Origin of the sequence: Pantoea sp. CS_6, from assembly GCF_041954745.1 — a bacterium.
GTDB classification, from domain to species: domain Bacteria; phylum Pseudomonadota; class Gammaproteobacteria; order Enterobacterales; family Enterobacteriaceae; genus Pantoea; species Pantoea stewartii.
The window spans coordinates 186,521-213,433 of the sequence record NZ_JAVAYG010000009.1; the positions used below are offsets into that span (position 1 = coordinate 186,521).

28 protein-coding genes are annotated in these 26,913 nt (G+C 53.9%); 19 read left to right on the forward strand and 9 right to left on the reverse strand.

The annotated features are described in order from the left end of the window. Window positions 1–39 precede the first annotated feature (39 nt). Window positions 40–1,092: an AbrB family transcriptional regulator gene (locus tag RAC90_RS15170; protein WP_054688546.1), complete on the forward strand. Its 1,053-nt coding sequence runs from the start codon at window positions 40–42 to the stop codon at window positions 1,090–1,092. Here the strand turns inward: RAC90_RS15170 and rarD are convergent. Both rarD and RAC90_RS15180 read right to left on the reverse strand, forming a co-directional pair. Then, complete coding sequence (gene rarD / locus RAC90_RS15175; RefSeq protein WP_054688544.1) at window positions 1,063–1,962, reverse strand: EamA family transporter RarD; 900 nt, start codon at window positions 1,960–1,962, stop codon at window positions 1,063–1,065. The two genes, RAC90_RS15170 and rarD, sit on opposite strands and share 30 nt — an antisense overlap. 119 nt (window positions 1,963–2,081) lie before the next feature. After that, entirely contained in the window at window positions 2,082–2,459 is a 378-nt protein-coding gene (locus RAC90_RS15180) for a helix-turn-helix domain-containing protein (protein ID WP_054688542.1), read from the reverse strand. 233 nt (window positions 2,460–2,692) lie between these two features. On the opposite strand from RAC90_RS15180, the gene RAC90_RS15185 reads away from it, so the two are divergent. Continuing rightward, the gene (locus tag RAC90_RS15185; protein ID WP_006121456.1) at window positions 2,693–3,166 is read left to right on the forward strand and encodes an ester cyclase; all 474 of its coding nucleotides are present in this window, start codon (window positions 2,693–2,695) and stop codon (window positions 3,164–3,166) included. A gap of 53 nt (window positions 3,167–3,219) precedes the next feature. Here the strand turns inward: RAC90_RS15185 and RAC90_RS15190 are convergent, their stop codons facing one another. Then, on the reverse strand, window positions 3,220–3,690 hold the full coding sequence (locus tag RAC90_RS15190) for a thioesterase family protein (protein ID WP_054688540.1): 471 nt from the start codon (window positions 3,688–3,690) through the stop codon (window positions 3,220–3,222). 190 nt (window positions 3,691–3,880) lie between these two features. Between RAC90_RS15190 and pldA the strand changes: the two genes are divergently transcribed. The 3 genes from pldA to rhtC are packed head-to-tail and all read left to right on the forward strand — an operon-like array spanning window position 3,881 to window position 7,242. Next, window positions 3,881–4,756: a phospholipase A gene (pldA, locus tag RAC90_RS15195; protein ID WP_033737373.1), complete on the forward strand. Its 876-nt coding sequence runs from the start codon at window positions 3,881–3,883 to the stop codon at window positions 4,754–4,756. Window positions 4,757–4,779: 23 nt separating this feature from the next. Beyond that, a complete protein-coding gene (gene recQ / locus RAC90_RS15200; protein WP_006121459.1) occupies window positions 4,780–6,606 on the forward strand; it encodes an ATP-dependent DNA helicase RecQ in 1,827 nt (608 codons plus the stop codon). A 12-nt stretch (window positions 6,607–6,618) separates the two neighbouring features. Continuing rightward, window positions 6,619–7,242, forward strand: a complete 624-nt coding sequence (gene rhtC, locus RAC90_RS15205) for a threonine export protein RhtC (RefSeq protein ID WP_006121460.1) — start codon at window positions 6,619–6,621, stop codon at window positions 7,240–7,242. 64 nt (window positions 7,243–7,306) lie between these two features. Here the strand turns inward: rhtC and rhtB are convergent, their stop codons facing one another. Beyond that, window positions 7,307–7,930, reverse strand: coding sequence for a homoserine/homoserine lactone efflux protein (rhtB, locus tag RAC90_RS15210; RefSeq protein WP_033737374.1), 624 nt, complete (start codon window positions 7,928–7,930; stop codon window positions 7,307–7,309). Window positions 7,931–8,044: 114 nt separating this feature from the next. Here rhtB and pldB point away from each other — a divergent pair, with 114 nt between their 5' ends. Next, window positions 8,045–9,037 (forward strand): lysophospholipase L2, encoded by a 993-nt coding sequence (pldB, locus tag RAC90_RS15215; protein WP_006121462.1) that lies wholly within the window; start codon window positions 8,045–8,047, stop codon window positions 9,035–9,037. Between the two features lie 54 nt (window positions 9,038–9,091). After that, entirely contained in the window at window positions 9,092–9,892 is an 801-nt protein-coding gene (gene yigL, locus RAC90_RS15220; RefSeq protein ID WP_375124513.1) for a sugar/pyridoxal phosphate phosphatase YigL, read from the forward strand. A gap of 41 nt (window positions 9,893–9,933) precedes the next feature. Here yigL and glpT read toward each other — a convergent pair whose 3' ends face one another. Beyond that, window positions 9,934–11,274: a glycerol-3-phosphate transporter gene (gene glpT, locus RAC90_RS15225; protein ID WP_375124514.1), complete on the reverse strand. Its 1,341-nt coding sequence runs from the start codon at window positions 11,272–11,274 to the stop codon at window positions 9,934–9,936. 357 nt (window positions 11,275–11,631) lie between these two features. Between glpT and RAC90_RS15230 the strand changes: the two genes are divergently transcribed. Then, window positions 11,632–12,495, forward strand: a complete 864-nt coding sequence (locus tag RAC90_RS15230; protein WP_006121466.1) for a carboxylate/amino acid/amine transporter — start codon at window positions 11,632–11,634, stop codon at window positions 12,493–12,495. Window positions 12,496–12,682: 187 nt separating this feature from the next. On the opposite strand, the gene RAC90_RS15235 is transcribed toward RAC90_RS15230, so the two are convergent. From RAC90_RS15235 to RAC90_RS15245, 3 genes are all read right to left on the reverse strand, one after another. Beyond that, on the reverse strand, window positions 12,683–13,162 hold the full coding sequence (locus tag RAC90_RS15235; RefSeq protein ID WP_033737377.1) for a DUF1456 family protein: 480 nt from the start codon (window positions 13,160–13,162) through the stop codon (window positions 12,683–12,685). Window positions 13,163–13,246: 84 nt separating this feature from the next. Beyond that, window positions 13,247–14,164 (reverse strand): HTH-type transcriptional regulator MetR, encoded by a 918-nt coding sequence (gene metR, locus RAC90_RS15240; RefSeq protein ID WP_006121468.1) that lies wholly within the window; start codon window positions 14,162–14,164, stop codon window positions 13,247–13,249. A gap of 428 nt (window positions 14,165–14,592) precedes the next feature. Further along, window positions 14,593–15,429, reverse strand: a complete 837-nt coding sequence (locus RAC90_RS15245; protein ID WP_006121469.1) for a dienelactone hydrolase family protein — start codon at window positions 15,427–15,429, stop codon at window positions 14,593–14,595. Between the two features lie 302 nt (window positions 15,430–15,731). Between RAC90_RS15245 and udp the strand changes: the two genes are divergently transcribed. The 9 genes from udp (at window position 15,732) to tatD (ending at window position 23,864) form a co-directional block, all read left to right on the forward strand. Next, entirely contained in the window at window positions 15,732–16,493 is a 762-nt protein-coding gene (udp, locus tag RAC90_RS15250) for a uridine phosphorylase (RefSeq protein WP_006121470.1), read from the forward strand. A 144-nt stretch (window positions 16,494–16,637) separates the two neighbouring features. Continuing rightward, window positions 16,638–18,137: a DNA recombination protein RmuC gene (gene rmuC / locus RAC90_RS15255; protein ID WP_054688533.1), complete on the forward strand. Its 1,500-nt coding sequence runs from the start codon at window positions 16,638–16,640 to the stop codon at window positions 18,135–18,137. Between the two features lie 76 nt (window positions 18,138–18,213). Next, complete coding sequence (gene ubiE, locus RAC90_RS15260; protein ID WP_054688532.1) at window positions 18,214–18,972, forward strand: bifunctional demethylmenaquinone methyltransferase/2-methoxy-6-polyprenyl-1,4-benzoquinol methylase UbiE; 759 nt, start codon at window positions 18,214–18,216, stop codon at window positions 18,970–18,972. A gap of 11 nt (window positions 18,973–18,983) precedes the next feature. Next, entirely contained in the window at window positions 18,984–19,589 is a 606-nt protein-coding gene (locus RAC90_RS15265) for an SCP2 domain-containing protein (protein ID WP_039339260.1), read from the forward strand. Continuing rightward, window positions 19,586–21,223 carry a ubiquinone biosynthesis regulatory protein kinase UbiB gene (ubiB, locus tag RAC90_RS15270; RefSeq protein WP_006121474.1) on the forward strand — a complete coding sequence of 546 codons (1,638 nt, stop codon included), beginning with the start codon at window positions 19,586–19,588 and terminating at the stop codon, window positions 21,221–21,223. The genes RAC90_RS15265 and ubiB overlap by 4 nt, the downstream gene beginning before the upstream one ends. Window positions 21,224–21,332: 109 nt before the next feature. Next, the gene (gene tatA / locus RAC90_RS15275) at window positions 21,333–21,587 is read left to right on the forward strand and encodes a Sec-independent protein translocase subunit TatA (protein ID WP_033737383.1); all 255 of its coding nucleotides are present in this window, start codon (window positions 21,333–21,335) and stop codon (window positions 21,585–21,587) included. 3 nt (window positions 21,588–21,590) lie between these two features. Beyond that, complete coding sequence (tatB, locus tag RAC90_RS15280; RefSeq protein WP_033737384.1) at window positions 21,591–22,226, forward strand: Sec-independent protein translocase protein TatB; 636 nt, start codon at window positions 21,591–21,593, stop codon at window positions 22,224–22,226. Further along, window positions 22,226–22,984 carry a Sec-independent protein translocase subunit TatC gene (tatC, locus tag RAC90_RS15285; RefSeq protein WP_006121477.1) on the forward strand — a complete coding sequence of 253 codons (759 nt, stop codon included), beginning with the start codon at window positions 22,226–22,228 and terminating at the stop codon, window positions 22,982–22,984. The genes tatB and tatC overlap by 1 nt, the downstream gene beginning before the upstream one ends. Before the next feature lie 97 nt (window positions 22,985–23,081). Beyond that, window positions 23,082–23,864, forward strand: a complete 783-nt coding sequence (tatD, locus tag RAC90_RS15290; RefSeq protein WP_006121478.1) for a 3'-5' ssDNA/RNA exonuclease TatD — start codon at window positions 23,082–23,084, stop codon at window positions 23,862–23,864. Here the strand turns inward: tatD and rfaH are convergent. Further along, on the reverse strand, window positions 23,861–24,349 hold the full coding sequence (rfaH, locus tag RAC90_RS15295; RefSeq protein ID WP_006121479.1) for a transcription/translation regulatory transformer protein RfaH: 489 nt from the start codon (window positions 24,347–24,349) through the stop codon (window positions 23,861–23,863). The genes tatD and rfaH overlap by 4 nt on opposite strands. A gap of 303 nt (window positions 24,350–24,652) precedes the next feature. Between rfaH and ubiD the strand changes: the two genes are divergently transcribed. After that, the gene (ubiD, locus tag RAC90_RS15300; protein WP_054688529.1) at window positions 24,653–26,137 is read left to right on the forward strand and encodes a 4-hydroxy-3-polyprenylbenzoate decarboxylase; all 1,485 of its coding nucleotides are present in this window, start codon (window positions 24,653–24,655) and stop codon (window positions 26,135–26,137) included. 42 nt (window positions 26,138–26,179) lie between these two features. After that, window positions 26,180–26,881: an NAD(P)H-flavin reductase gene (gene fre, locus RAC90_RS15305; protein ID WP_033737387.1), complete on the forward strand. Its 702-nt coding sequence runs from the start codon at window positions 26,180–26,182 to the stop codon at window positions 26,879–26,881. Window positions 26,882–26,913 lie beyond the last annotated feature (32 nt).

A 26,913-nucleotide genomic window follows, 5' to 3' on the forward strand; every position in this document is an offset into this window, starting at 1 on the left:
GTAATCTACCCGCTCCATTTTCACAAAAAATTAACTTTTATGGCCTCTCTTTCATTGCGCGTGCAGTGGTTACTGTTGTTGGTCGCATCGGTATTACTTGGCGCGCTCTTCCAGTATTTTCATGTTCCGGCCGCCCTGTTACTGGGCCCGATGATTGTGGGCGTGATGATGGGGTTATCCGGTGCCACATTGCGCATCCACAAGCGGCTGTTCCTGCTGTCGCAGGCGGTACTGGGCTGTATGATTGCACAGAGCCTGTCACCGTCCATTTTAACGCCGCTGTTACAGGACTGGCCCGTCGTGGTAGCGGTACTGCTGCTGACTCTGGCGGCCAGCGGTGTGTCGGGCTTTTTGCTGGTTCGGTTTAGTCAGCTTCCCGGCCCGACCGGCGCGTGGGGATCGTCACCAGGTGGTGCTTCTGCCATGGTGGCGATGGCGGGAGAATTCGGCGCGGATGTGCGTCTGGTCGCCTTTATGCAGTATCTGCGCGTTCTGTTTGTGGCGGGCGCGGCAGCAATGGTGGCTCGCATCGGCCTGGGCGATGGCGCTCATGCGGGATCACTGGTTTGGTTTCCTGCATTGAACAGCGGTTTTCTGCTGACGATTTGCCTGGTGATCGGCAGCGCCTGGCTGGGCCCCTGGTTACGCATTCCGTCCGGCGCGTTGCTGGTGCCTGCGCTGATTGGCGCTACGCTGCACGCTACCGGAACAGCCGTGCTTCAGATGCCTGAATGGCTGCTTGCCCTGGCGTACGCGCTGATCGGCTGGAGCGTGGGGCTGCGCTTCACCCGACCCATTTTCAAACTGGCGCTGAGTACCCTGCCGCAAATGCTGCTGTCCATTTTCGGCCTGATGCTGCTGTGTGGCGGACTGGCGTGGATGTTGACGCGCGTACTCCATATTGACCTGATGACCGCCTATCTCGCCACCAGTCCAGGTGGCCTGGACACCGTGGCGATCATTGCGGCCGGAAGCGGAGTGGATATGGCGTTTGTGATGGCGATGCAAACCCTGCGGTTATTCACCATTCTCCTGACCGGCCCGGCAATGGCGCGTTTTCTTTCACGCTTTGCGCAGTCGGCCCCGCGCTGAAAACACGACGGCATCCAGAATGAAGACCAGCAATGCCAGCCAGATAAAGCCAAACGTCAGCATTTTATCCGGCGTGATGGTCTCGCCATAAAACAGCACCGCCAGTAAGAACATCAGCGTTGGGCCAAGATACTGAAAGAAGCCAACCGTCGACAGGCGCAGCCTGGCACAGGCTGCGGCAAAGAACATCAGCGGAATGGTGGTCACAATACCTGCGGCGATCAGCAACAGATTCAGGCTGGCGGGATTGGCGGTAAGATGGCTGGTACTGCTGTCTGCAAAACCAAATAAATACAGCGCGGCCAGCGGAAACAGCCACAGCGTTTCAATCAGCATACCGCTCTGGGCATCGACCTGAATTTTCTTCCTCATGAGGCCGTAAAACGCAAAGCTGAAGGCCAGGCCTAATGCAATCACCGGCACCGAACCAAACTGCCACAGCTGCAAAAGGACGCCAGCGGTAGCGAGCGCCACAGCCAGCCACTGCAGACGACGAAAACGTTCGCGCAGGAAAACCATACCAAACACAACGTTAATCAAAGGGTTAATAAAATAGCCCAGACTGGCTTCTAGCATATGCTGGTTATTCACCGCCCAGATAAACAGCAGCCAGTTACCGCCCACCGTGACGGCGGTCAGCGCCAGTAGCAAGACCTTTTTGGGTTGGCGCACGACGCTTCTGACCTGCCCCCAGCTGCGGCTAAGCGTAATCAACAGCAGCATAAACAAGGCTGACCAGATTACCCGGTGCGTCATGATTTCAGTCGCAGGGACGGCTTTAACTAATTTGAAGTAGGCAGGTGCAATGCCCCATATGAAATAAGCGCCAAGCGCAAAACCTATTCCCTGACGGGTTTGCTGGGTATCCATAAATCATCCTGAAAGTTCGTTCTGTACCAAAAGTCACTGAGAGAAAGCGGCGTGACAGAGGGCCGCAATGTTACCGCAGTCCCCGTCATGTCTGTAGCCCGATCTGGCAACAGGCAGGGTCAGGCTTTGTCCTGCTCACCGGCACGCTGGCGGGAAAGACAAATGGCCTGATGATTGTCATCCGCCCACGCAATCAGTTGCTGCATCGGTTTAAGAAAAGAACGACCTAACTCTGTCAGACTGTACTCAACCCGTGGCGGCACTTCCGGATAAAGAGTCCGCAGGATATAGCCGTCCACCTCCAGCCGTTTCAGCGTTCGTGACAGCACCTGACGAGCGACATCGCCAATATGGCGGTGCAGCTCATTGAAGCGCAGCGTGCGCTCGGCCAGCGCCTCAAGAATCAGCAAACTCCATTTATCGCCAATCCGGTCAAGTACATCCCGAATGGGGCAAGGCTGTTCATAACTGAATGTGTTAGGGGATGACACAGACATGAAAAGGGTTCCTGCACGTAGTAATAGTCACTTTCATGTGACTGAGTCAGCACAAAGTGACGTCTTGTTATCCATTTTGCGCGAATGTACCATCCGCAGCGACAACAGTCTATTTTTGTGACCTGGTGTGATATCAAAACCTGATGGCGCGTCCGGGCCATGCCCGGCACCCTGTATGAAGTAATCCTCTGGCGCGGAGCGGTTAGCGCTGTAACGAATGAGCAAGGAGAAAAATGATGGCAACCTTTCTGAAAACCCTGCTGCTGACGGCAGGTATCCTGACAGCGAGCGCTGGGTACGCCGTGCAACCGAAAGAAGGCCGCGATCTTAACGTGGAAGAGGCCAATCGTGCGCTGGTGATCAACTTTTATAATCAATTTTTCAATCAGCACAAGGTGACAGAAGCGGCCCGGGTCGTGGCGGACGATTACCGCCAGCACAATCCCGGGGTGCCGAATGGCAAGGCACCGCTGGTTAACTTTTTCAGCGATTTTTTCAGCAAAAACCCACAGTCAAAAGCGCGCATCGTTCGCAGTGCAACCGACGGTGATCTGGTATGGCTGCATGTTCACTCGACCAACGGTGAACACGATCGTGGTCAGGCTGTTACGGATATTTTCCGCGTGAAAAACGGCAAAATTGTCGAGCACTGGGATGTGATTCAGGCCGTACCGGCGACCTCAGCGAATACCAATACGATGTTCTGAGGCAGGCAGGATACTGCGTGGCAGGGCCTGAACGGTGCTACGCGTCGATTCGCTTAACCGGTCAGGTAGGTCGCGGTTGCGGTGGCAATGTAAAGGTCCTGCTCATTATGTAATTCTACCCGCGCCACAGAGACTTTATTGCCGGCACGCAGTAAACGGCTGCTGGCAATAAAGCGCTCGCCCCGTCCGGGACGGAGATAATCCACCCGCATATCAATCGTCCCCATACGGGACAGTCGCTGGCGCAGCACGTCTTCACTTATCTGCTCATCACGTGTCAAGGCATGGCTCACGCACACCATGCCCGCGGCGACATCCAGTACCGCTGCTGTTACACCACCATGAAGAATGTGCTGGGCGGCATTGCCCACCAGCATGGTTTTGTTGGCAAAACTGATTTCTGCGTAATCGGGTTCCAGACGATCCAGTTCCAGACCCAGCGCCTGATTAAACGGCATGTGATAAATAAAAATTTCACCGACGAGGCGGCGAGCGTCCTGCTGAGTCAATAGCACGGATGACATGGTGTTTAGTCCTGAACAGCTGGTAATTGAACTGTAGATGTTAATAAGATGTTTATTCTATGCTTCGCTCGACAGGGTTTCCAGTTTAGGAAATCAGCGCTGATGTTCACCCACTTTTGTGTGTAGAATGTCCTGCTTTTTACAACACCCATTCGCTTTTATGAATACGCAGTTTTCATCGGAGAATCCTATGCGTAAGCATCGCGCCTTGCTGGCGGCAATGTTACTTCCTGCTTTGGCGCAGGCGGACGAAGCCACAATTAAACATGTTCACGATGCACCGCAGGTGCGAGGCAGCATCATTGCCAACCTGCTGGAGCAGCACGACAACCCGTTTGTGCTTTATCCTTACGAAAATAATTATCTGCTTTACACCTATACCAGCGACATAAATAAAGAGGCGATTTCCTCTTACAACTGGGCAAAAAACGCACGTAAAGATGAAGTGAAATTCCAGCTCAGCCTGGCATTTCCGTTGTGGCGTGGCATCGTCGGTGACAACTCCGTATTAGCGGCGTCTTATACTCAGCGCTCATGGTGGCAGTTATCCAATAAAAAAGAGTCGTCGCCTTTCCGTGAGACGAACTATGAGCCACAGATTTTCCTGGGCTGGGCGACCGATTACTCGTTTGCCGGCTGGACACTGCGTGACGTTGAGGTCGGTGTGAATCATCAGTCTAACGGCCGCAGCGATCCGACCTCACGCAGCTGGAACCGTGTTTATACTCGTCTGATGGCGCAGAACGGTAACTTCCTGGCCGAGATCAAGCCCTGGTTCCGTATTTCAGAAAGCGCGAATAATGACGACAACCCCGATATCACCAAATACATGGGTTATTATCGTGCGAAGTTAGGTTACGCCATGGGCGACAGTATTTTCAGCGTTGAAGGCAACTATAACTGGAATAGCGGCTACGGCGGCGCTACGCTGGGCTGGAGTTATCCGATCACCCAACACGTTCGTTTCTATACGCAACTGTTTAGCGGCTATGGCGAATCCCTTATTGACTACAACCATCGTCAGACACGCGTCGGTGTGGGCGTAACACTCAACGATTTATTTTAATTAACCATCAAGTCAGGATCACAGTGGCAACCTCGGCAGTTCTTAATCAGGAAGCGTTGGCGCAGCAGGTATTACAGGATACCTTCGGCTACCAGCAGTTTCGTCCCGGTCAGCAGGCCATTATCAATGAAGCGCTGAATGGGCGAGACTGCCTGGTGGTGATGCCAACCGGCGGCGGGAAATCACTCTGCTATCAGATCCCCGCGCTGGTGCGTGAAGGGCTGACACTGGTCGTCTCGCCCTTGATCTCGCTGATGAAAGATCAGGTGGATCAACTGCTGGCAAATGGTGTTGCGGCGGCGTGTCTCAATTCGACCATGACCCGCGAGCAACAGCAAAACGTCATGGCGGACTGCCGAAACGGACGCGTAAAGTTGCTCTATATTGCGCCCGAACGCCTGATGATGGATAACTTCCTGGAAAGCCTGGCGCACTGGCAGCCTGCGATGCTGGCGGTGGATGAGGCGCACTGCATTTCTCAGTGGGGACACGATTTCCGGCCCGAGTACGGCGCACTGGGGCAGATGCGTCAGCGCTTTCCCGATCTGCCGGTTATGGCGCTCACGGCGACCGCCGACGAAACCACCCGCCTTGATATCGTCAACCTGCTGCATATGCAGGACCCGCTGATTCAAATCAGCAGTTTTGATCGACCTAATATACGCTATACGCTGGTGGAAAAATTCAAACCCACCGAACAGTTACTGCGTTACGTACAGGATCAGCGGGGCAAGTGCGGCATCATTTACTGCAACAGCCGGGCAAAAGTTGAGGACACGGCCGCGCGCCTGCAGAGCCGCGGTCTCAGCGTGGGTGCCTATCATGCCGGTATCGACAGCGCGCAGCGCGCCCGCGTGCAGGAAGCGTTTCAGCGCGACGATCTGCAAATTGTGGTCGCCACCGTGGCGTTTGGCATGGGCATTAACAAACCCAATGTGCGGTTTGTGGTCCATTTCGACATTCCCCGCAATATCGAATCCTACTATCAGGAAACCGGCCGTGCGGGTCGTGATGGCCTGCCTGCGGAAGCGATGATGCTTTATGATCCTGCAGATATGGCCTGGTTACGTAAATGTCTCGAAGAGAAACAGCCCGGCCCGCTGCAGGACATAGAGCGGCATAAATTGAATGCCATGAACGCCTTTGCTGAAGCGCAGACCTGTCGCCGTCTGGTGCTGCTGAACTACTTTGGTGAAGGGCGGCAGCAACCTTGTGGTAACTGCGATATCTGTCTCGATCCGCCTAAGCGCTATGACGGTCTGGTTGAAGCACAGAAAGCGCTTTCGAGTATTTACCGTGTCGGCCAGCGCTTTGGCATGGGTTACATCGTTGAAGTTTTGCGCGGCGCGAACAATCATCGTATCCGTGAACAGGGTCACGACAAGCTGCCGGTTTATGGGCTGGGTAAAGAGAACAGCCATGAGCATTGGGTGAGTGTGCTGCGTCAGCTGATTCATCTGGGGTTAGTCACCCAAAATATTGCCATGCATTCTGCACTGCAACTTACCGAGGCGGCCCGACCGGTGCTGCGCGGTGAAGTCCCGCTGATGCTGGCGGTACCACGGCTCATTACAACCAGACCGAAAAGCAGCAGTTCGGCAAAAGTCTACGGGGGTAACTATGACCGTAAGCTGTTTGCCAAACTCCGCAAGCTGCGTAAGGCGATAGCGGATGAAGAGAACATTCCACCCTATGTGGTCTTTAACGACGCCACATTGCTGGAGATGGCGGAACAGATGCCGGTCAGTGCGTCAGACATGTTGAGCGTGAATGGGGTCGGTCACCGTAAACTCGAACGTTTCGGTAAGCCCTTTTTGCTGATGATTAAAGAGCATCTTGATGAAGAGTAAAGAGGCATTACCATGTTGATATTGTTTGGCACGATTGCGTTGGTCCACCTTGTTGCGCTCATGAGCCCCGGCCCGGATTTCTTTTTCGTTTCGCAAACGGCGGCCAGCCGTTCGCGCAAAGAAGCGATGTTGGGTGTGTTGGGCATTACGCTGGCGGTCATGATCTGGGCAGCGGTGGCGTTAATGGGCCTGCATTTAATCCTGCAAAAAATGGCCTGGCTGCATCAAATCATCATGGTCGGTGGCGGGCTTTACCTGTTATGGATGGGATGGCAGCTGATCCGTTCCGCGCGTCAACGTCATAAGCAGCCGGTACAGCAGGAACCTGTCGTCGATCTGCCAAAGAAAGGCATGAGCTTTATCAAAGGGTTGTTAACCAATCTCTCTAACCCCAAAGCGGTGATCTATTTTGGTAGCGTCTTCTCATTATTTATCGGTAACGATGTCGGTGGGCTGGAGCGCTGGGGATTGTTTGTGTTGATTAGCGTCGAAACCTTTGCATGGTTTTCTCTGGTCGCCGCAATTTTTGCTTTGCCATGGATGCGGGATAAATATCAGCGTGCCGCGAAGTGGGTGGATGGCATGGCGGGCGTACTGTTCGCCGGATTTGGCATTCATCTTATCCTGTCACGCTAAGGTCGCCAGACCGGCTTTATGCGGCCGCCGACAGTATGCTCTGTCGTGCGGCTGCAGGTGTACATCAGGCCATTCGCCTTGCGCTGGCCAGCAGTCCGCCAATCGCAATAAATAATCCCCCGAAAATACGGTTCATCAGCTTCATCTGTTTAGGGCCTTTGATCCAGCCCGCAATGCGCGTCGCTAAGGTGGCGTAACCAATCATCACCACGATATCCACCAGTACGGTGGTTATGCCCAGAACCAGATACTGCAGCATAAGGGGTTGATGAGGCAGGATAAACTGCGGAAACAGCGCGGCCAGAAACACAATACTTTTGGGATTGGTGAGGTTCACCATGACAGCCCGTTTAAACAGGCGGCGACGCGGCATCGCTTTTGACATCGCGTTGAGATCAATGGCGCCGGCAGCCCGCCACTGTTGAATACCCAGCCAGACAAGATAGCCGGCACCGGCCCATTTCAGAATCTCAAACGCCAGCAGCGACTGAGAAAACAGCGCGCCAAGACCCACCCCTACCAGGGCGATATGCAGCGCGAGCCCTACCTGCAGCCCGGAGATGGAGGCGACGGCACCACGATAACCGTGGCTGATGCCGGTGCTCATGGTGTTAATCGCGCCTGAGCCGGGTGAGAGGCTCAGAATTGTGGTGGTAAGAAGGTAGGTCAGCCACCATTCGATGGTCATGGGTTGTACTCCCGGTCTCGTCTGAAGTGTGACACAATACGCCAGAATGCTGCGCAGAGCCATGGACATCATGCGGCCGTTCAGACTCTTTTTTTCCGGCAATCAGGAGGGCGGATGAAGCAACACAGGGCAAGCTGGCTGCGACGCGAAAAGGCCTTTGCCGCCTTTGCTACTGGTCCACTGCTTGATTTCTGGCACAGCCGTGAAGAGTGCGAATTCACTGGCGTTGGAAACCTGACATTGCGCTATGTCCGGTTCATTTCACCGCAACATAAACGCGTCATCCTTATCGTGCCGGGGCGCATCGAAAGCTACGTTAAGTATCCCGAACTGGCTTACGATCTTTTTCACTGCGGCTTTGATGTGATCGTGCTCGATCATCGCGGTCAGGGGCGATCGGATCGTCTGCTGGATGACTCTCACCGCGGGCATGTGGTGGAGTTCAGCCATTATGTTGATGACCTCGAAACGCTTTATCTCAAAGAGATTGTGAGCCGTCATTATCAGCAGCGCTATGCACTGGCTCATTCGATGGGCGGCGCGATTTTGACGCTCTTCCTGGCGCGTCAGCCCGGTGCATTTCATGCCGCCGCGCTGGTGGCTCCCATGTTTGGGATTGCGTTGCCGTTACCCGCTTTTCTGGCGCATAAGATTCTTGACTGGGCGGAAAAGCGCCCCGCTGTGCGTGAGGGTTATGCATTAGGCACAGGGCGCTGGCGGGCGCACCCTTTCGGCATCAACCGGTTAACGCACAGCCATGAGCGCTACCGCCGCAGTCTGCGTTTTTATGCGGATGATCCGGCTATTCGCGTGGGCGGACCCACGTATCACTGGGTCAGAGAAGGGATTCATGCCGGGCGCAATATTCTGAGCCAGGTGGATAACATTACGACTCCGCTGCTGGTGCTGCAGGCCAGTGAAGACAGCGTGGTGGATAATCGCTCGCAGGATCTGTTTTGTGACGCGATGGCGGCAGCCGGTCACCCCTGTCAGGGCCGGACACCGCAGGTTATCAGCGGCGCGCGCCACGAGATCCTGTTTGAAAAGGACAGCATGCGCGCCGAAGCGCTCAATACCATCGTCGATTTCTTTTTATCGCAGCATTAGTTCGCAATTTACATTACCGGCTACGGCCAACCGACACCGATACCCGAGGTTTTCATGTACCACATTGTTGTGTCCGATCTGGATGGCACACTGCTTTCTCCCGAACATCGCCTGACCGCCAATGCGCGCGAAACGCTTCAGCAACTGGTCGCGCAGAGCATTCACTTTATTTTTGCCACAGGCCGTCATCACATCGATGTCGGGCAAATGCGTGACAAGCTGGGGATTCCGGCTTACATGATTACGTCAAACGGCGCGCGCGTTCACAATCCGGCAGGGGAGCTGGTTTTTAGCCACAATCTGGACGCGGACATCGCCCACGATCTGTTTGGTCTGCAGTATCATCATCCGGACGTGCTGACGCATGTTTATCGCGACGATGAGTGGTTTGTCAGCCGCTGCAGTCCGGCGGAGAAGGATTATTTTCGCGAGTCCGATTTTCACTATCAGGTTTATGAGCCGGGCATGCTGCCGACGGATGGCATCAGCAAAGTCTTTTTTACCTGTGAAGAACCGGAACACCTTGTCCCTATGGAGCAGGCCATCGAAGCACGCTGGGGCGACAGGGTTAACGTGAGTTTTTCGCTGCCGACCTGCCTCGAAGTGATGGCAGGCGGCGTGTCAAAAGGCCATGCCCTGGAAGCGGTGGCAAAACAGTTAGGCTTTACGCTTAAAGACTGTATTGCGTTTGGTGATGGTATGAATGATGTCGAAATGCTGAGTATGGCAGGCAAAGGCTGCATTATGGCTAACGCCCATCAGCGTCTGAAAGACACCTTACCTGAACTGGAAGTGATTGGCAGTAATGCCCAGGATGCCGTCCCGGAGACGCTGAGAACACTCTATCTGTCGTAATCCGAAAAGAAGGCCGGTAAGCCGGCCTTCTGGCAAAGCCGTTATGCCCTTTTTTGCTTATGCCGGTGCTCACTGATCATGGTTAACAGCAGCAGCACTACCGCCATAACGGCGCCGGCAATCATCACGATGAATCCGCCATCCCAGCCGAAGTAATCGACGGTATAACCCACAATGGCGCTGGCCGCGACTGAGCCACCCAGATAACCGAACAGCCCCGTAAACCCGGCAGCCGTGCCAGCCGCTTTTTTGGGTGCCAGCTCCAGCGCATGCAGACCAATGAGCATTACCGGTCCATAAATCAGAAAGCCAATCGCGATCATGCAGGCCATGTCCACACCGGGATTGCCCGGCGGATTTAGCCAGTAGATGACGGTAGCAGCGGTAACCAGCGTCATAAAAAACACCCCTGTCGCACCACGGTTGCCGCGAAAGACCTTGTCTGACATCCAGCCGCACAACAGCGTACCGGGAATGCCCGTATACTCATAAAAGAAGTAGGTCCAGGAGGACTTATCAAGCGTGAAATGCTTTACTTCTTTCAGGTAGGTTGGTGACCAGTCGAGGATGCCGTAACGCAGCAGGTAGACAAACACATTTGCCAGAGCGATATACCACAGCAGTTTGTTGGGCAGGACATACTTCATAAAGATTTGTCTGGCAGTGAACTCTTCCTCATGACTTTCGTTGTAATCCACCGGATAGTCGTTTTTATAGGCCTCAATCGGCGGTAATCCACAAGATTGCGGCGTATCGCGCATCAGGGCAAAGGCCAGAATCGCAATGGCGATCGCCCCGAAGGCGGGCATATATAGCGCGGCTTTCCAGTCGTTGAACCACGCCATCCCCAGCAGAAACAGCAGGGGCGGAATCCCGCCGCCGACGTTATGCGCACAGTTCCACACAGAAACGATGCCGCCGCGCTCCTTTTGTGACCACCAGTGGACCATAGTGCGTCCGCAGGGCGGCCAGCCCATTCCCTGAAACCAGCCACAGATGAACAGCAGTACGAACATCACCATAATGCTGGAGGTTGCCCAGGGCACAAACCCCATAATCAGCATTACGGTAGCCGCCAGCGTTAAGCCGGCAGGTAAGAAGACCCGTGGATTCGACCGGTCTGACACCGAACCCATAATAAATTTGGAAAAGCCATAGGCGATGGAGATGCCTGAAAGCGCAAAACCCAGATCGCCGCGTGAGAAGCCTTGTTCAACCAGGTAGGGCATCGCCAGGGCGAAATTCTTTCGAACCAGATAGTAGGCCGCATAGCCAACGAAAATTCCGATAAAGATTTGCCAGCGCAGGCGACGGTAGCGTGGATCGATACGATGATCTTCGACCCGGGGCTGGTGTGGTGCAGGTTTAAAAATACTCAACATAGCGGTGGCCCTCCAGGGCGCATTATGATTTTGATTCCCGGCAGGTTGGGCAAAACTCAAGAAAACGGCGATCGGGATGCGCCATTTCGCGCAGAGAATAGACAGAGATACGTGGCTTTACTGTGATGAATGACAAATATGTTACAGATTTATGACAGCCTGGCGCAAAAAGCTCAGGCCGATGCGCTGATGCGCACATTTTTCTGCTGACAGGATATGCCCGATAAGAAGGTAAAAAGCCTGACCGGCAGATTAATGCGTAACTGCCTGGTTAATGCACAGATGTCAACCAGATAAATCTCCCTGCTGTGCGGACATTGTTTACACTGTCGCTCTGTTTATTTCGGGGTTGTTACCGTGCTTTTATTGATTGTTACTACCATTCTGTGGGCTTTTTCATTCAGCCTGATTGGCGAGTATCTTGCCGGTCAGGTTGACAGCTGGTTTTCGGTGCTGATGCGCCTGGCGCTGGCGGCCGTGGTATTTTTGCCTTTCCTGCGCTGGCGCGGCTATCGCCCCTCTACGCTCCTGCTGTATATGCTGGTAGGCATGCTGCAACTGGGCATCATGTATTTACTGAGTTTCGAAGCCTATCTCTATCTGAGCGTGTCTGAATTCCTGCTGTTTACCGTGATGACGCCGCTGTACGTCACGTTGATCTACGACGTGATCAGTCGACGGCCTCTGCGTGCAGGGTACATTTTCAGTGCGTTACTGGCTGTGGCGGGCGCGGCAATCATTCGTTATGACAAAGTCAGCGATAACTTCTGGTTCGGCCTGTTGCTGGTACAGTTAGCCAATATTTGCTTTGCAGCAGGTATGGTGGGCTACAAACGTTTGCAGGAAACCCGTCCTGTGCCGCAGCACACGGCCTTTTCGTGGTTCTATCTGGGCGCGGTGCTGATTGCGGTGGTGGCCTGGGCCGTCTGGGGCAACCCGCATAAACTCCCGACCACCTCACTGCAGTGGGGCATTCTGGTCTGGCTGGGCGTGGTGGCGTCCGGACTGGGTTACTTTATGTGGAACTACGGTGCTACGCAGGTCGATGCTGGCACGTTGGGCATCATGAACAACATGCATGTGCCGGCAGGCTTGCTGGTCAACCTGGCGATATGGCAGCAAAAGCCACACTGGCCAAGCTTTATTGCCGGTGCGCTCGTGATAGTAGCGTCCTTGTGGGTCCATAAGCGCTGGGTGGTCGGTAAGAACAATCAACAGTGAAGAAACAAGGCATCGCCGCGCACCGGCGCCAAAAGTAGCAGGCCGCTCAGTCTGTTGCGATCCCATGGCGGACGGGCGCGCGTCGGCAGAAGGCGAGCAAGACGACGTCTGCTCGCCCGGCAGAGCGGACCGCATTGTTATCCCGGTGCGCTTTCTCCGGCGGGACGAGCGTAAGTCGGAGGCTGGTTTAAGCGGGCTTAACTGGCGCAGGGCGATGAATCATCGTCAGCCCCTTGAGGAAATTACGCAGAATCTGGTCACCGCATTCACGATAGTTTTTGTGATCCGGTTTACGGAAGATCGCGCCAATCTCCGCCTGAGAGACGGTGAAGTTGGCTTTTTTCAGGATATCAGGGATGTCGGTCGTTTTCAGATCAAATGCAATACGCAGCTTTTTCATGAAAATGTTGTTATTCATCTTACGCTCGATGGAAGGCGCAGGGGCATCCTCACTTTTCCCACGGCGATGAAAGATTAAGCCATTCAGGAAATAGCCCATCAGGACATCGGGGCAGGGGCGAAATGCCGCATCCTCATCTTTTTTCAGCCAACTGGTGATATCGGCCTGAGGAACCTCGCACTCCGCTAAGGCAAAAATCGCCACCATTTTGGCATCGTTCAGATCGAGCATATAGCGCACGCTGCGCAAAATATCGTTGTTAGTCATGGTGAGATCGTCTCAAGGTCAGTCAACAGGCTGCGCATTATAGGGGATTTTGCCCGCCGCCGCGCAGCTTTGTCGCTCATGCGGCTAAACGGCTGCAGGATGCGCGGCATTCCTGACAAAAGGCAAATGTTCACAGGCATGCTGACGGGCAAAATGGATAAAGGCTTCCAGCACAGGCTGACGCTGCTCGCCGTCACGCACGGCGGCATAAAGCCGACTCCATAATCCCTCTCCCAGTGTTTTCGTGATCACTAACCCCTGTTTTTCAAAGCTCTCCACTACCCAGTGTGGCAGTGCGGCAATGCCCATGCGCGCCGACACCATCTGAATCATCAACAGCGTGTTATCCACATTCTTCAGTGCAGGACTGATGCCCGCGGGCTGAAGGAAATGACGCCAGATATCCAGCCGCTGACGCTGCACCGGGTAAATCATCAACACTTCGTCGGCCAGTGCGTCAGGGGATATATGTTCGACCTGAGCCAGAGGATGATCGGGTGCCAGCACCAGGCGCACTTCGAAATCGAACATCGGTGAATAGAACAGGCCCGAGCGCGGCAGAATATCGGACGTTAAAACGATATCCAGCTCACCCTGTTGCAGTGCAGGTTGCGGATCGAAGGTCACACCTGATTTAAAATCCATCACCACCTGTGGCCAGCTCTGACGAAACTTATCCAGTGCCGGCGTAAGCCACTGAATGCAGCTATGACATTCAATGGCAACACGAAGCGTAGTCTGTTGCGGCTCATGGCAGGCCTGAAGCGCCTGCTGAATTTGCGGCAGAATCTGTTCCGCCAGCTGCAACAGAATTTCGCCCTGCGGCGTGAAGCGCAATGGCTGGCTTTTGCGTACAAACAGGCGGAATCCCAGCCGCTGTTCCAGATCGCTGAACTGATGTGACAACGCCGACTGCGTCTGGTGAAGCTGGGCGGCCGCGGCGGCCAGCGAGCCGGTATTCCGCAGAGCCTGAAGCGTCCGGAGATGTTTGAATTCGATCATGAGGGTCCTTCACATCGAAACTGAATAATTTGCGCTTGAGAGACATACAGTACCCGCAGAATATAGCGGTGTAAACATCTGGACGGCTAAACGTGACTGGCGATCAGACTGACCCAGGCATTTCTGGAGAATAGCAAATACCAATCCATAACCCTACTCCCGGCTTTTCACGTACAGGTGTGCGGCGCGAGCTGAAAAATGAGTATTTGCTTATCCAAACGGAACGGACCGGAGGGTGACGACATTCACTCAAGAAATAGCAGAAAAAATGAGGCGCGTTATGTTGCTGCAGAACGGCTATGGGACACTCCGCAATCCAGCCTGAAAACCCACCAGGCTTGTGAGCAGGGTTAACGCGGAAAAGCTCTCAGATTTGCGGGTGTTGGATGGCGACGTCGGGAGTTTGGGCGCTTACGCGCCCTTTTTTATCACTCAGTGGATGCGACACCGTACTGCTTAAACCAGGCTAACATACGTGCCCAGCCGTCTTTTGCCGATTCGGCATGGTAGCTCGGACGATAGTCGGCGTTAAAAGCATGCCCGGCATCGGGATACACAATGATCTCTGCCTTTGCGTTTGCAGCATGTAAGGCCTGGCGCATCTGCTCCACGCTTTCCAGCGGAATGCCGTCATCCTGACCACCATACAAACCCAGCACAGGCGCGTTCAGATCCACAGCAATATCGATAGGATGTTTTTGCTGCTTCATGGTTTTTTCCCCTACCAGGCGACCATACCAGGCCACGGCAGCGCGAAGTTGCGGGTTGTGTGCCGCATAGAGCCAACTGATGCGTCCGCCCCAACAGAAACCGGTAATTCCCATCCGCCGGATATCGCCACCGTTGCGGGCCGCCCAGTTAGCGGCATGATCGAGATCCGCCAGTACCTGGCTGTCAGGCACCTTGCTGACCAGTTCTTTAAACAGCGTAGGAATATCGTTGTAGTCGTTGGGGTCGCCTTCGCGGAAGTAAAGCTCTGGCGCGACAGCCAGATAGCCTTCCAGCGCCAGACGACGACAAATGTCGCGAATGTGTTCATGAACGCCGAAAATTTCCTGCACGACCAGCACAACAGGCAACGGCCCGTCTGCTGACTGCGGTTTCGCGTAAAAAGCCGGAAGATTTTCACCCTGACTCGGAATAGACGTCTCACCGGCGTGGATGGCCGGGCTGTCGGTAATAATGGTGGTCGAAGCCGTGGGCTGAACTGCCGGAGCAAACGCGCCTGCGGCTGATTTTTGTGTCATATTATCGTCGGTTTTCATCGTTATCTCCGTGCAAGCGTATGCGCAATCACGTAACTATAGCCTGGGCATTTATTACTGGTTCCGGGCAATGCGTAACAGAGCTTATAACCTTTAAAATACACTTCTCTTTAACATTCTCATGCTGCCTTCCACATCACCATATGTAGCATTACGGAAGGTCTGAGATAAATGTGTGATATTAATCACTAAAAATTTCATCGAAAATGTAACTTTCATTTTCTTGAGTGAAACCAGTCACACATTTAACCCGTTGGGTAACGTAAAGTGGCGTACTGTTTTTCCTTAACCCGGAGTCTGATATGACACAGTCTGACGTTTTCCATCTTGGCCTGACGAAAGCCGACCTGCAGGGGGCGACACTGGCCATTGTTCCTGGCGATCCGGAACGTGTAAAAAAAATTGCCGGACTGATGGACGATCCCCGGCACCTGGCTTCCCATCGTGAGTTCACCAGCTGGCTGGCTAAGCTTGACGGTAAACCCGTCGTGGTCTGTTCTACCGGGATTGGCGGACCTTCCACCTCCATTGCCGTCGAGGAGCTTGCTCAGCTTGGCGTGCGCACTTTCCTGCGTGTAGGGACAACGGGCGCCATCCAGCCGCATATCAATGTCGGCGACGTTCTGGTTACGACGGCGTCTGTACGCCTGGACGGTGCCAGCCTGCACTTCGCACCAATGGAATTTCCGGCCGTCGCCGACTTCACCTGCACAACGGCCTTAGTGGCTGCGGCAGAAGCCTGCGGTGCCAAAACTCATATCGGGATTACCGCCTCATCTGATACTTTCTACCCCGGCCAGGAGCGCTACGACACCTTCTCGGGCCGCGTCGTGAACCGTTTTCAGGGCTCTATGCAGGAGTGGCAGCAGATGGGCGTCCTGAACTATGAGATGGAATCGGCGACGCTGTTAACCATGTGCGCCAGTCAGGGCCTGCGCGCAGGCATGGTGGCGGGCGTGATTGTTAACCGCACGCAAAAAGAGATTCCCGATGCAGTGACGATGAAGCAGACCGAAAGCGATGCCGTCAAAATAGTAGTTGAAGCGGCCCGTCGCTTACTCTAGCCCTTCGTTTGACAGACAGGCCGGCTGTCCGGCCTGTCATGGCCTTGTCTTTACGTCTCGTCTTTCCCCCTCAGTAAATATATCTGGACATTCATACAGTGCGAATTTACCTTTTTCCTCAATAGCCTGACCAGCGGGGAGAATATGGATCAGCACATCATTATCAGCATCTGCCTTGGGCTCGCCGGCCTGGGTGTTGGCTGGATACTGGCGCAAATGCGTGTCAGTCATCAGTTAGCCAGCTTTACCACAGAGCGCCGTCTGCTTAACGAAGCACAACAACGTCAGCAACAGCATATTGAGCAGCTCCAGCAGCAGCTGCAACAGCGCGAACAGGAGTTGAGACAGCTTCATGGATCATTAAGCGGAGCCAATGAGCGCCTGCAACAGCTGGATTACTGGCGTAATGAGAGCGAGCAACTGACACGAGAGCTGCGCAATCAGCTGGAGGTGAACAGCGCGCAGGAAGCCGAGCTGCGTGAAGTGACCATCCGTCTTGAGGAAACCCGTTTTGCAGCGGAAGAGAAGCAGCGCTTGTTGACCAACAGCGAGCAGCGGCTTAGCGCGCAGTTTGAAAACCTGGCTAACCGAATTTTTGAAAACAGCGGTCGCCGCGTTGATGAGCAAAACCGTCAAAGTCTGAACAGCCTGATTGGGCCGTTGCGTGAACAGCTCGATGGCTTTCGGCGTCAGGTTAATGAGAGCTTTGGCGCGGAAGCGCGTGAACGCCATACACTGACCCACGAGATTCGTCAGCTACAGCAACTGAACGCGCAGATGGCCCAGGAAGCGCTCAACCTGACCAAAGCGCTCAAAGGCGACAACAAAATCCAGGGCAACTGGGGCGAGGTGGTGCTGAGCCGGGTACTGGAAGCGTCAGGATTGCGTGAAGGCTATGAATACGATATCCAGGTCAGCATGCAGAACGAGCAGCAAAGCCGCATGCAGCCCGATGTCATCGTCCGGCTTCCCCAGGGGAAAGATGTGGTGATCGACGCCAAAATGACGCTGGTTGCCTACGAGCGGTATTTCAACGCGGATGACGACATTGAACGTGAACAGGCCATTCAGGCGCATATCAGTGCCGTACGCGGCCATATCCGTTTGCTGGGCCGTAAAGATTATCAACAATTGCCCGGTTTACGCTCACTGGATTATGTGTTGATGTTTATCCCGGTTGAACCGGCGTTTTTACTGGCAATCGATCGGCAGCCAGAATTGATCGGCGAAGCGCTCCAGCAAAATATCATGCTGGTCAGTCCGACCACGCTGCTGGTTGCATTGCGTACCATCAACAATCTCTGGCGCTACGAGCATCAAAGCCGCAATGCGCAGCGGATTGCCGAGCGCGCAGCCAGGCTTTACGACAAAATGCGCCTGTTTGTTGATGATATGAGCGGTATTGGTCACAGCCTTGATAAGGCCCAAAACAGCTATCGTGAAGCGATGAAGAAGCTGGCAGAAGGGCGGGGGAATTTGATCGCACAAACGGAAGGCTTCCGTGACTTAGGTGTAGAGGTTAAACGCGCTATCAATCCCCATCTGGTCGAACGCGCGATGCCCGAAAATGAGCAAGACAGTATGCCCGGTAACGACCAAAATGCAGACGAAAGTTGTGAGCGGGTTCGGCACCTCCACGAATAAGCAGGTCGCCAACGTGCCTGACCTCCGTGACTCTGATACACTTCCATAAGTATTGTTTGTGGAGCAGGTAAAACCGATGGCAGATGAATCACAGCAGGAAACTACCCATTTTGGCTTTCAGACCGTCGCCAAGAGCGAGAAAGCCAACAAAGTCGCGGACGTGTTTCATTCCGTAGCGGCGAAATATGACCTGATGAACGACTTAATGTCGTTTGGCGTCCATCGCGTCTGGAAGCGTTTTACCATCGACAGCAGCGGTGTGCGTCGCGGTCAGCGAGTCCTGGATCTGGCCGGCGGAACCGGTGATTTAACCGCAAAATTTTCACGGCTGGTGGGCGAGACCGGGCAGGTTGTTCTGGCTGACATTAACAGCTCTATGCTGAAAATGGGCCGGGAGAAGCTACGAAACCTCGGTATCGTTGGCAATGTCAGTTATGTTCAGGCCAACGCCGAAGCGCTGCCGTTTCCTGACAACTACTTCGACTGCATTACGATCTCTTTTGGCCTGCGTAACGTCACGGAAAAAGAGAAGGCGCTGGCGTCGATGTTCCGCGTGCTGAAACCGGGTGGACGCTTGCTGGTGCTGGAGTTCTCGAAACCTGTTATTGAGCCGCTGAGCAAAGCCTACGATGCCTACTCGTTCCATATTCTGCCGCGCATCGGCCAACTGGTTGCTCAGGATGCAGAAAGTTATCGCTATCTGGCCGAGTCCATCCGCATGCATCCCGACCAGGAAACCCTGAAAGCGATGATGAACGATGTGGGATTTGAAAACACCACCTATTCAAATATGACGGGCGGCATCGTGGCACTTCATCGTGGGTTTAAATTTTAACCATTATGACCATGACCTTAACCCCCGTCATCACTGCCGGTATTGAAACGGCGCTAAACCGTATTCTCTACCGCGATCGTGGTCTGAAAAGCGCACGTCAGCGTTTAGCAGGCAAGGTACTGATGTTGCGTTTGAGTGAGCTATCCTGGCCGCTGGTGCTGGTGTTCAGTGAGCAACAGCTGGATGTCCTTAGTGACTGGCAGGACAGCAGCGACTGCACGGTTATTACGCAGCTTAAGTCGCTGCCGAAGCTACGCGATCGCCAGCAACTGACGACGCTGATACGCAGCGGTGAGTTACAGGTCGAAGGGGATTTGCAGGTGGTGCAGCAATTCTCTGCGTTGATGGATCTGGCTGAGCTGGATCCTGCCGAATACCTGGCCCCCTGGATCGGTGATATCGCCGCGCAAGGGATCAGCCAGGGTGCGCAGCGCGCATTTCGCTTGTTTAAAGCAGAAACGCAGCGACGTCAGGATTATCTCGGTCAGGCGTTGACGGAAGAGTGGCGCGTTGCGCCAGGTGCGCTGGAATTTGCCTGGTTTGCTGAGGAAGTTAGCGCGATGGAACGTTCGCTTGAGGCGCTTAATGCGCGTCTGGCACAGCTGGAGGCGAAATGAGTTTTGGAGAGATCCGCCGGTTATATTTCATTATCAAGGTGTTTCTGACATACGGACTTGATGAACTGATTCCCCAAATGCGCATTACTCTGCCGCTTCGGCTGTGGCGACGGTGCGTGTTTTGGATTCCTAACCAGCACAAACACGAACAGATGGGTATTCGGCTGCGTCTGGCGATGGAACAGCTGGGCCCCGTCTGGATCAAGTTTGGTCAGATGCTGTCCACGCGGCGTGACCTGTTTCCCCCGCAGATCGCCGATGAACTGGCCATTTTGCAGGACCGGGTTGCGCCTTTCGACGGCGTGAAAGCCAAAGCACAAATCGAAGCTTCCATGGGGGCACCGATTGAGTCCTGGTTTGATGACTTCGATATCACCCCACTGGCTTCTGCCTCTATTGCGCAGGTTCACACGGCAACACTGAAATCCAACGGCAAAAAGGTTGTCATTAAGGTTATCCGCCCGGATATTCTGCCGGTGATCAAAGCCGATATGAAGCTGATCTACCGCATCGCCCGTTGGGTACCGCGCCTGCTGCCGGATGGTCGCCGTCTGCGTCCGGTTGAGGTGGTGCGCGATTATGAAAAAACGCTGATCGACGAATTAAACCTGCTGCGCGAAGCGGCCAATGCCATCCAGCTGCGGCGTAACTTCGAAAACAGCCGCATGCTGTATGTTCCCGAGGTTTACTCCGACTACTGCAGCGAAACCATGATGGTGATGGAACGCATCTACGGTATTCCTATCTCCGATGTGGCGACGCTGGAGCAGCATGGCGTTAACATGAAACTGTTAGCCGAACGCGGCGTACAGGTGTTCTTCACACAGGTTTTCCGCGACAGCTTCTTCCATGCAGACATGCACCCTGGCAACATCTTTGTCAGCTATGAGCATCCAGAAGACCCGCAATATATCGGCATCGACTGCGGGATTGTCGGCTCGTTGAACAAAGAAGATAAGCGCTATCTGGCCGAAAACTTTATCGCCTTCTTTAACCGGGATTACCGCAAAGTTGCAGAGCTGCATGTTGACTCTGGCTGGGTACCGGCAGATACCAACGTGGAAGACTTTGAGTTTGCCATTCGTACGGTGTGCGAACCCATCTTTGAAAAACCGCTGGCTGAAATTTCATTTGGTCATGTGCTGCTAAACCTGTTTAACACGGCGCGACGTTTCAATATGGAAGTGCAGCCACAGTTGGTGCTGTTGCAAAAAACGTTGCTCTATATCGAAGGGATTGGCCGGCAGCTCTATCCGCAACTGGACTTATGGAAAACGGCGAAACCGTTCCTTGAAGACTGGATTAAAGATCAGATTGGTATTCCGGCGATCATTCGCGCAGTGAAAGAAAAAGCGCCCTACTGGGCAGAGAAACTGCCCGAGCTGCCCGAGTTGTTCTATGACAGCATGCAGCAGCATAAGCAGTTACGTCTTAGCGTCGATAAACTCGTGAACGATTTGAGTGTCCAACGTACACGTCAGCATCAGGCGCGTTTCCTGTTTGGCGTCGGTGCCACGCTGCTGATTAGCGGTACAGCGGTACTCCTCAGCAGGCCTGAGTGGGACCTGTTTCCGGCGGCATTAATGGCGGCAGGTTTTGTCAGTTGGTTAATCGGCTGGCGCAAGACAAACTGATTGTCACTCGCGGCTGAAACGCGGTAATGTCGCTGACTGAGACCCGAATTAACAAGGGTTTAGGTTGTGCTTCATTCCGCAGTTTTTAACAAAAAATCGAGGCTATCTCATGGGCGGTATCAGTATTTGGCAGTTATTAATTATTGCCGTGATTGTGGTGCTTTTGTTCGGTACCAATAAGTTACGTAATCTGGGGTCGGATTTGGGTTCGTCTATCCGTGGTTTCAAGAAAGCCATGAGTGATGAAGACGACAAAAAAGATCAGCCAAAAGAGCAGGACGCGGATTTCCATGCGAAAACGCTGGCGGACAAACAGCCAACGTCTGCTCAGAAAGACGACATTAAGAACGACAAGCAGGTGTAAACCGTGTTCGATATTGGTTTTGGTGAGTTGCTATTAGTCTTCGTGATCGGGCTGATTGTCCTGGGTCCGCAACGTTTGCCGCATGCGGTTAAAACGGTTGTCGGATGGATTCGGGCGGTCCGTTCACTGGCGGCCAATGTTCAGAGTGAGCTGGCGCAAGAGCTGAAACTGCAGGAACTGCAGGACAGCCTGAAAAAGGTGGAGGAAGCCAGCCACGGCACATTGTCGCCTGAGCTGAAAGAATCCATGGAAGCGTTGCGTAAAACCGCGGATTCAATGAAACGCTCGGTTCAACAGAGCATTGATATCGAAAGAGAAGAAGACGAAGCAAACACCATCCATTCCCCGTTACACCAGACGGGGAGTGACTCGCCGAAACCGGTGACGCCTGTGGCCAGTGAGCAGCAGGCACAGTCACCCGCACACGCACCTGTTGAACCCCATGTCGACGCTGCGGTTGCACCGGCACAGGACAGCAACACGGCGACCACGCCGGTCCCGCCGCGGCCTGCGTCCGGCTATGCCAGTGCTCCGCCGCAATCGCCGGGTCGGACAGACGCACCGCCTGCGGAAAAACCGGGCAACGCCGCGCCGTCGCTCAACCCAGCTTCTCCTCCTTCTGCAAGTGATGAACGATAATGGCCGTTGAAGATACCCAACCACTTATCAGCCATCTGATTGAGCTGCGTAAACGTCTGCTGAACTGCATAATTGCTGTGTTAGTTATTTTTCTGGCACTGATCTACTTTGCTAATGACATCTACCATGCCGTGGCGTCGCCACTGATCAATCAGATGCCAGCGGGTGCCAGCATGATCGCGACGGATGTCGCCTCACCTTTCTTCACGCCGATAAAGCTGACGATGATCGTGTCGGTGTTCCTTGCCGTGCCGGTTATTCTTTATCAGGTCTGGGCGTTTATTGCGCCAGCGCTTTATCGCCACGAACGTAAGCTGGTCATGCCGCTGCTGTTTTCCAGTACGCTACTGTTTTATGTTGGCGTGGCCTTTGCCTATTTCATTGTTTTTCCGCTGGCTTTCGGCTTTTTTGCGAAAACCGCGCCGCAGGGCGTCACTATCGCGACAGATATCACCAACTATCTCGATTTTGTCATGACCTTGTTTATGGCGTTTGGTGTGGCATTTGAAGTGCCGGTAGCCATAGTGCTGCTGTGCTGGACCGGTATTACCAGCCCTGAGGATTTAAAAAAGAAGCGTCCTTACATCCTGGTCGGCGCGTTTGTTGTCGGGATGCTGCTCACACCACCGGACGTTTTTTCTCAAACTTTGCTCGCTATTCCGATGTACTGCCTGTTTGAAGTCGGCGTATTCTTTTCACGGTACTATGTGGGAAAAGGCCGTCAGACAGAGGATGAGGAACAGAACACCGAATCCTGATGTCGTATTCAGTACACCCGCAGAAGCGGGAGACACAAGCCAAAAACCGCCGTCAGGCGGTTTTTTGTTTAGGATGTTTTTGACAGAGAGTAAAAATATGTTTGATATCGGTGTAAACCTGACCAGCACGCAGTTCGCCTCCGATCGAAAAAAGGTGATTACGCGCGCCCGTGACGCGGGCGTCACCGGCATGTTGATTACCGGTACCAATGCGCTGGAAAGTCAGCAGGCGCAGCGGCTGGCTGAGGCTCATCCGGGTTACTGCTGGTCCACCGCGGGCGTGCATCCCCATCATGCCAGTGAGTGGTCACAAGAGGTCGCGAATACGCTGCGCCGGCTGGCGGAAAAAGCCCAGGTTGTGGCGATAGGTGAATGCGGGCTGGATTTCAATCGTAACCTGTCCGCACATCAGCAGCAGGAATATGCGTTTGACGCGCAACTGGCATTAGCTGCGGAACTGAATATGCCCGTGTTTCTTCACTGTCGGGAAGCGCATGAACGCTTTGCTGCGGTACTTGAACCCTGGTTGCCCAAATTACCCGCCGCCGTGATTCACTGTTTTACCGGTACCCGGGAAGAGTTAGCGGCCTGCCTGGAAATGGGCTTATCGGTAGGCATTACCGGTTGGGTATGCGATGAACGCCGGGGAATTGCCCTGCGTGAGATGTTGCCGTTGATTCCCGCCGAACGGTTGCTACTGGAAACGGATGCGCCCTATCTGTTACCGCGGGATATGCGCCCACGGCCAACTTCCCGACGCAATGAACCCTGTTTTTTACCGCATATCCTGCAGCAGGTCGCGAACTGGCGAGGCGAGGAACCAGAGGCGCTGGCAGCCCAGGTGGATCATAATGCGCGCACGCTGTTCGGGCTGCGTTAGGCTTTACGGAATTGTCGGTTATCCACGCTCCGGACAACCTGTTTGTTTAGCAGATTCAGCAACAGGATGGAGCGTGCTTCGCCATCGGGCTCTGAGAAGATAGCCCGCAGACCTTCAAACGTCCCTTCGGTGATGATGACTTCATCGCCGTTTTGCGGCGTTTCAGGATCGATCAGCGTTTGTGGCACATCAGTCTGCAGTGCATCAATAACGACAGCAGGTACGGTGGCCGGCGTCGCGCCAAAGCGCACGAAATGGCTGACGCCACGTGTACTGCTGATGGTTGTGGTGTGAATGGCTTCGGGGTCAAACTCAATGAACAGGTAGTTTGGGAACAGCGGTTCACTTACGGTAGTTCGCTTGCCACGCACAATTTTCTCAAGCGCGATCATGGGGCTCAGGCAATTTACGGCTTGCCGCTCAAGATGCTCTTTCGCACGCAATAGCTGCCCACGTTTGCAATAGAGTAAGTACCAGGATTCCATAACTGCTCCCAATGAATGGACGCTAAGAATAGCAAACCTCCACTCAGAGTTATAGCGCATTGGGGTCTGTTACGCGGCGTTGCCTGGAAAATAAACTAAGATTGTTCTGAATGACGAATGCCATCGCATAAAATGAAAAAATAGCCATTATGCGGTAAGGTTCAGCACGAAAACTAAGCGACATTATTCGTCTGATGGTTGCCCGTGACGGGCAAGATAAGCCATGCGGTGCATAAAGCTCCACACATTCATGTAATCAGCCCTATAATGGCAAATTCACTCTGGCCGGAAAGTTGAAGCCGCATGAAATATCAGGATTTAAGAGACTTTATTGCGCTGCTTGAACAGCGTGGTGAACTCAAGCGTATCTCGCACGTGATCGACCCCGAACTGGAAATGACCGAAATTGCCGATCGCACCCTGCGTGCAGGCGGTCCGGCATTGCTGTTTGAGAACCCAAAAGGTTACGACATGCCTGTACTGTGTAACCTGTTCGGTACGCCAAAACGCGTGGCCATGGGCATGGGCCAGGAAGAGGTCAGTGCACTGCGTGAAGTGGGTGAGTTGCTGGCCTTTTTAAAAGAACCTGAGCCACCGAGAGGTTTCCGCGATCTGTTCAGTAAAATGCCGCAGTTTAAGCAAGTACTGAATATGCCGACCAAAAGGTTGCGCAATGCGCCCTGTCAGGAGGTGGTTTTCAGTGGTGATGAGGTCGACCTGACCCAAATCCCGGTCATGAAATGCTGGCCCGGCGACGCTGCCCCGCTGATTACATGGGGATTAACCGTAACGCGCGGCCCGCATAAAGAGCGACAAAATTTAGGCATCTATCGTCAGCAGGTGATTGGCAAAAATCGCCTGATCATGCGCTGGCTTTCTCATCGTGGTGGTGCCCTGGATTATCTTGAATGGTGCAAGGCACATCCTGGCGAACGTTTCCCGGTGTCCGTTGCACTGGGCGCCGATCCGGCGACCATTCTGGGGGCGGTCACGCCCGTCCCTGACACGTTGTCAGAGTATGCGTTTGCCGGTCTGCTGCGCGGCAACAAGACCGAAGTCGTCAAGTGCCTCTCAAACGATCTGGAAGTGCCTGCGAGCGCCGAAATTGTGCTGGAAGGTTATATCGAACCCGGTGACATGGCACCTGAAGGTCCCTATGGCGATCACACCGGTTACTATAATGAAGTCGACAGTTTCCCGGTGTTTACCGTTACGCACATCACGCAGCGTCATCAGGCGATCTACCATTCTACCTATACCGGAAGGCCACCGGATGAACCCGCCGTCCTGGGCGTGGCGCTGAATGAAGTGCTTGTACCGATTCTGATTAAACAGTTCCCGGAAATCGTCGATTTCTATTTGCCACCAGAAGGATGCTCTTACCGACTGGCGGTCGTGACGATTAAAAAACAGTACGCGGGACATGCCAAGCGCGTGATGTTTGGCGTCTGGTCATTTTTACGGCAGTTCATGTACACCAAATTTGTTATTGTGTGTGATGATGACGTTAATGCCCGCGACTGGAACGACGTCATCTGGGCAATCACGACGCGTATGGACCCGGCACGCGATACCGTATTGGTAGAAAACACGCCAATCGATTATCTTGATTTTGCGTCTCCGGTTTCCGGACTAGGGTCAAAGATGGGCCTCGACGCCACGAATAAATGGCCAGGTGAGACGCAACGAGAGTGGGGCACGCCGATTGTTAAAGATCCGGCCGTTACCGCACGTATCGACGCTATCTGGGATGACCTCGGTATTTTTGATCAACCATCACAGCGTTGATGGTGAGCAATAACCATAAAGACGACCCGACAGAGGGACCGCATGACAACGTTAAGCTGTAAAGTAACTTCAGTTGAGGCGATTACCGACACGGTGTATCGCGTTCGCTTGATTCCGGAAGCAGATTTTAGTTTTCGCGCAGGGCAGTACCTGATGGTCGTAATGGATGAGCGTGACAAGCGCCCGTTTTCATTAGCCTCCACGCCAATGGAAACTGAAATCATTGAACTGCATATCGGTGCCTCAGAGCTGAATCTCTACGCCATGGCGGTGATGGATCGTATTCAGCAGGAAGGGCAAATTGTGGTGGACATCCCACATGGTGATGCCTGGTTGCGTGAAGAGAGTGACAAGCCGTTAATCCTGATCGCGGGTGGCACAGGCTTTTCCTATGTGCGTTCCATTTTACTCACTGCGCTTGCCGAACAACCCAACCGTGATATTGCGGTTTACTGGGGCGGGCGCGAACTGAAGCATTTGTATGATTTGGACGAGCTGGAAGCACTGGCGATTAAGCATCCGAATCTGAAAGTGATTCCGGTTGTCGAACAGCCTGAAGCAGGCTGGCCGGGCCGTTCTGGTACGGTGCTGACAGCCGTCATGCAGGACTTTGCGACCCTGAGTGAGCATGAGATTTATATTGCCGGCCGCTTCGAAATGGCGAAAATCGCCCGTGAACGCTTTTGTTCAGAACGAGGTGCCGTTGAAGCACAAATGTATGGCGATGCGTTTGCTTTTATCTGACGTGACAGCACAAGAAAAAACCCGCCCCTGAC

Coding starts and splice junctions, on each gene's coding strand:
- metR (WP_006121468.1), bottom strand. CDS start 14,164: ATGATCGAATTCAAACATCTCCGGACGCTTCAGGCTCTGCGGAATACC.
- tatD (WP_006121478.1), top strand. CDS start 23,082: ATGTTTGATATCGGTGTAAACCTGACCAGCACGCAGTTCGCCTCCGAT.
- tatA (WP_033737383.1), top strand. CDS start 21,333: ATGGGCGGTATCAGTATTTGGCAGTTATTAATTATTGCCGTGATTGTG.
- RAC90_RS15180 (WP_054688542.1), bottom strand. CDS start 2,459: ATGTCTGTGTCATCCCCTAACACATTCAGTTATGAACAGCCTTGCCCC.
- rfaH (WP_006121479.1), bottom strand. CDS start 24,349: ATGGAATCCTGGTACTTACTCTATTGCAAACGTGGGCAGCTATTGCGT.
- rmuC (WP_054688533.1), top strand. CDS start 16,638: ATGGATCAGCACATCATTATCAGCATCTGCCTTGGGCTCGCCGGCCTG.
- RAC90_RS15170 (WP_054688546.1), top strand. CDS start 40: ATGGCCTCTCTTTCATTGCGCGTGCAGTGGTTACTGTTGTTGGTCGCA.
- fre (WP_033737387.1), top strand. CDS start 26,180: ATGACAACGTTAAGCTGTAAAGTAACTTCAGTTGAGGCGATTACCGAC.
- RAC90_RS15265 (WP_039339260.1), top strand. CDS start 18,984: ATGACCTTAACCCCCGTCATCACTGCCGGTATTGAAACGGCGCTAAAC.
- RAC90_RS15190 (WP_054688540.1), bottom strand. CDS start 3,690: ATGTCATCCGTGCTATTGACTCAGCAGGACGCTCGCCGCCTCGTCGGT.
- rhtC (WP_006121460.1), top strand. CDS start 6,619: ATGTTGATATTGTTTGGCACGATTGCGTTGGTCCACCTTGTTGCGCTC.
- tatC (WP_006121477.1), top strand. CDS start 22,226: ATGGCCGTTGAAGATACCCAACCACTTATCAGCCATCTGATTGAGCTG.
- rarD (WP_054688544.1), bottom strand. CDS start 1,962: ATGGATACCCAGCAAACCCGTCAGGGAATAGGTTTTGCGCTTGGCGCT.
- ubiD (WP_054688529.1), top strand. CDS start 24,653: ATGAAATATCAGGATTTAAGAGACTTTATTGCGCTGCTTGAACAGCGT.
- yigL (WP_375124513.1), top strand. CDS start 9,092: ATGTACCACATTGTTGTGTCCGATCTGGATGGCACACTGCTTTCTCCC.
- RAC90_RS15185 (WP_006121456.1), top strand. CDS start 2,693: ATGATGGCAACCTTTCTGAAAACCCTGCTGCTGACGGCAGGTATCCTG.
- RAC90_RS15235 (WP_033737377.1), bottom strand. CDS start 13,162: ATGACTAACAACGATATTTTGCGCAGCGTGCGCTATATGCTCGATCTG.
- RAC90_RS15245 (WP_006121469.1), bottom strand. CDS start 15,429: ATGAAAACCGACGATAATATGACACAAAAATCAGCCGCAGGCGCGTTT.
- udp (WP_006121470.1), top strand. CDS start 15,732: ATGACACAGTCTGACGTTTTCCATCTTGGCCTGACGAAAGCCGACCTG.
- glpT (WP_375124514.1), bottom strand. CDS start 11,274: ATGTTGAGTATTTTTAAACCTGCACCACACCAGCCCCGGGTCGAAGAT.
- ubiE (WP_054688532.1), top strand. CDS start 18,214: ATGGCAGATGAATCACAGCAGGAAACTACCCATTTTGGCTTTCAGACC.
- pldB (WP_006121462.1), top strand. CDS start 8,045: ATGAAGCAACACAGGGCAAGCTGGCTGCGACGCGAAAAGGCCTTTGCC.
- ubiB (WP_006121474.1), top strand. CDS start 19,586: ATGAGTTTTGGAGAGATCCGCCGGTTATATTTCATTATCAAGGTGTTT.
- pldA (WP_033737373.1), top strand. CDS start 3,881: ATGCGTAAGCATCGCGCCTTGCTGGCGGCAATGTTACTTCCTGCTTTG.
- rhtB (WP_033737374.1), bottom strand. CDS start 7,930: ATGACCATCGAATGGTGGCTGACCTACCTTCTTACCACCACAATTCTG.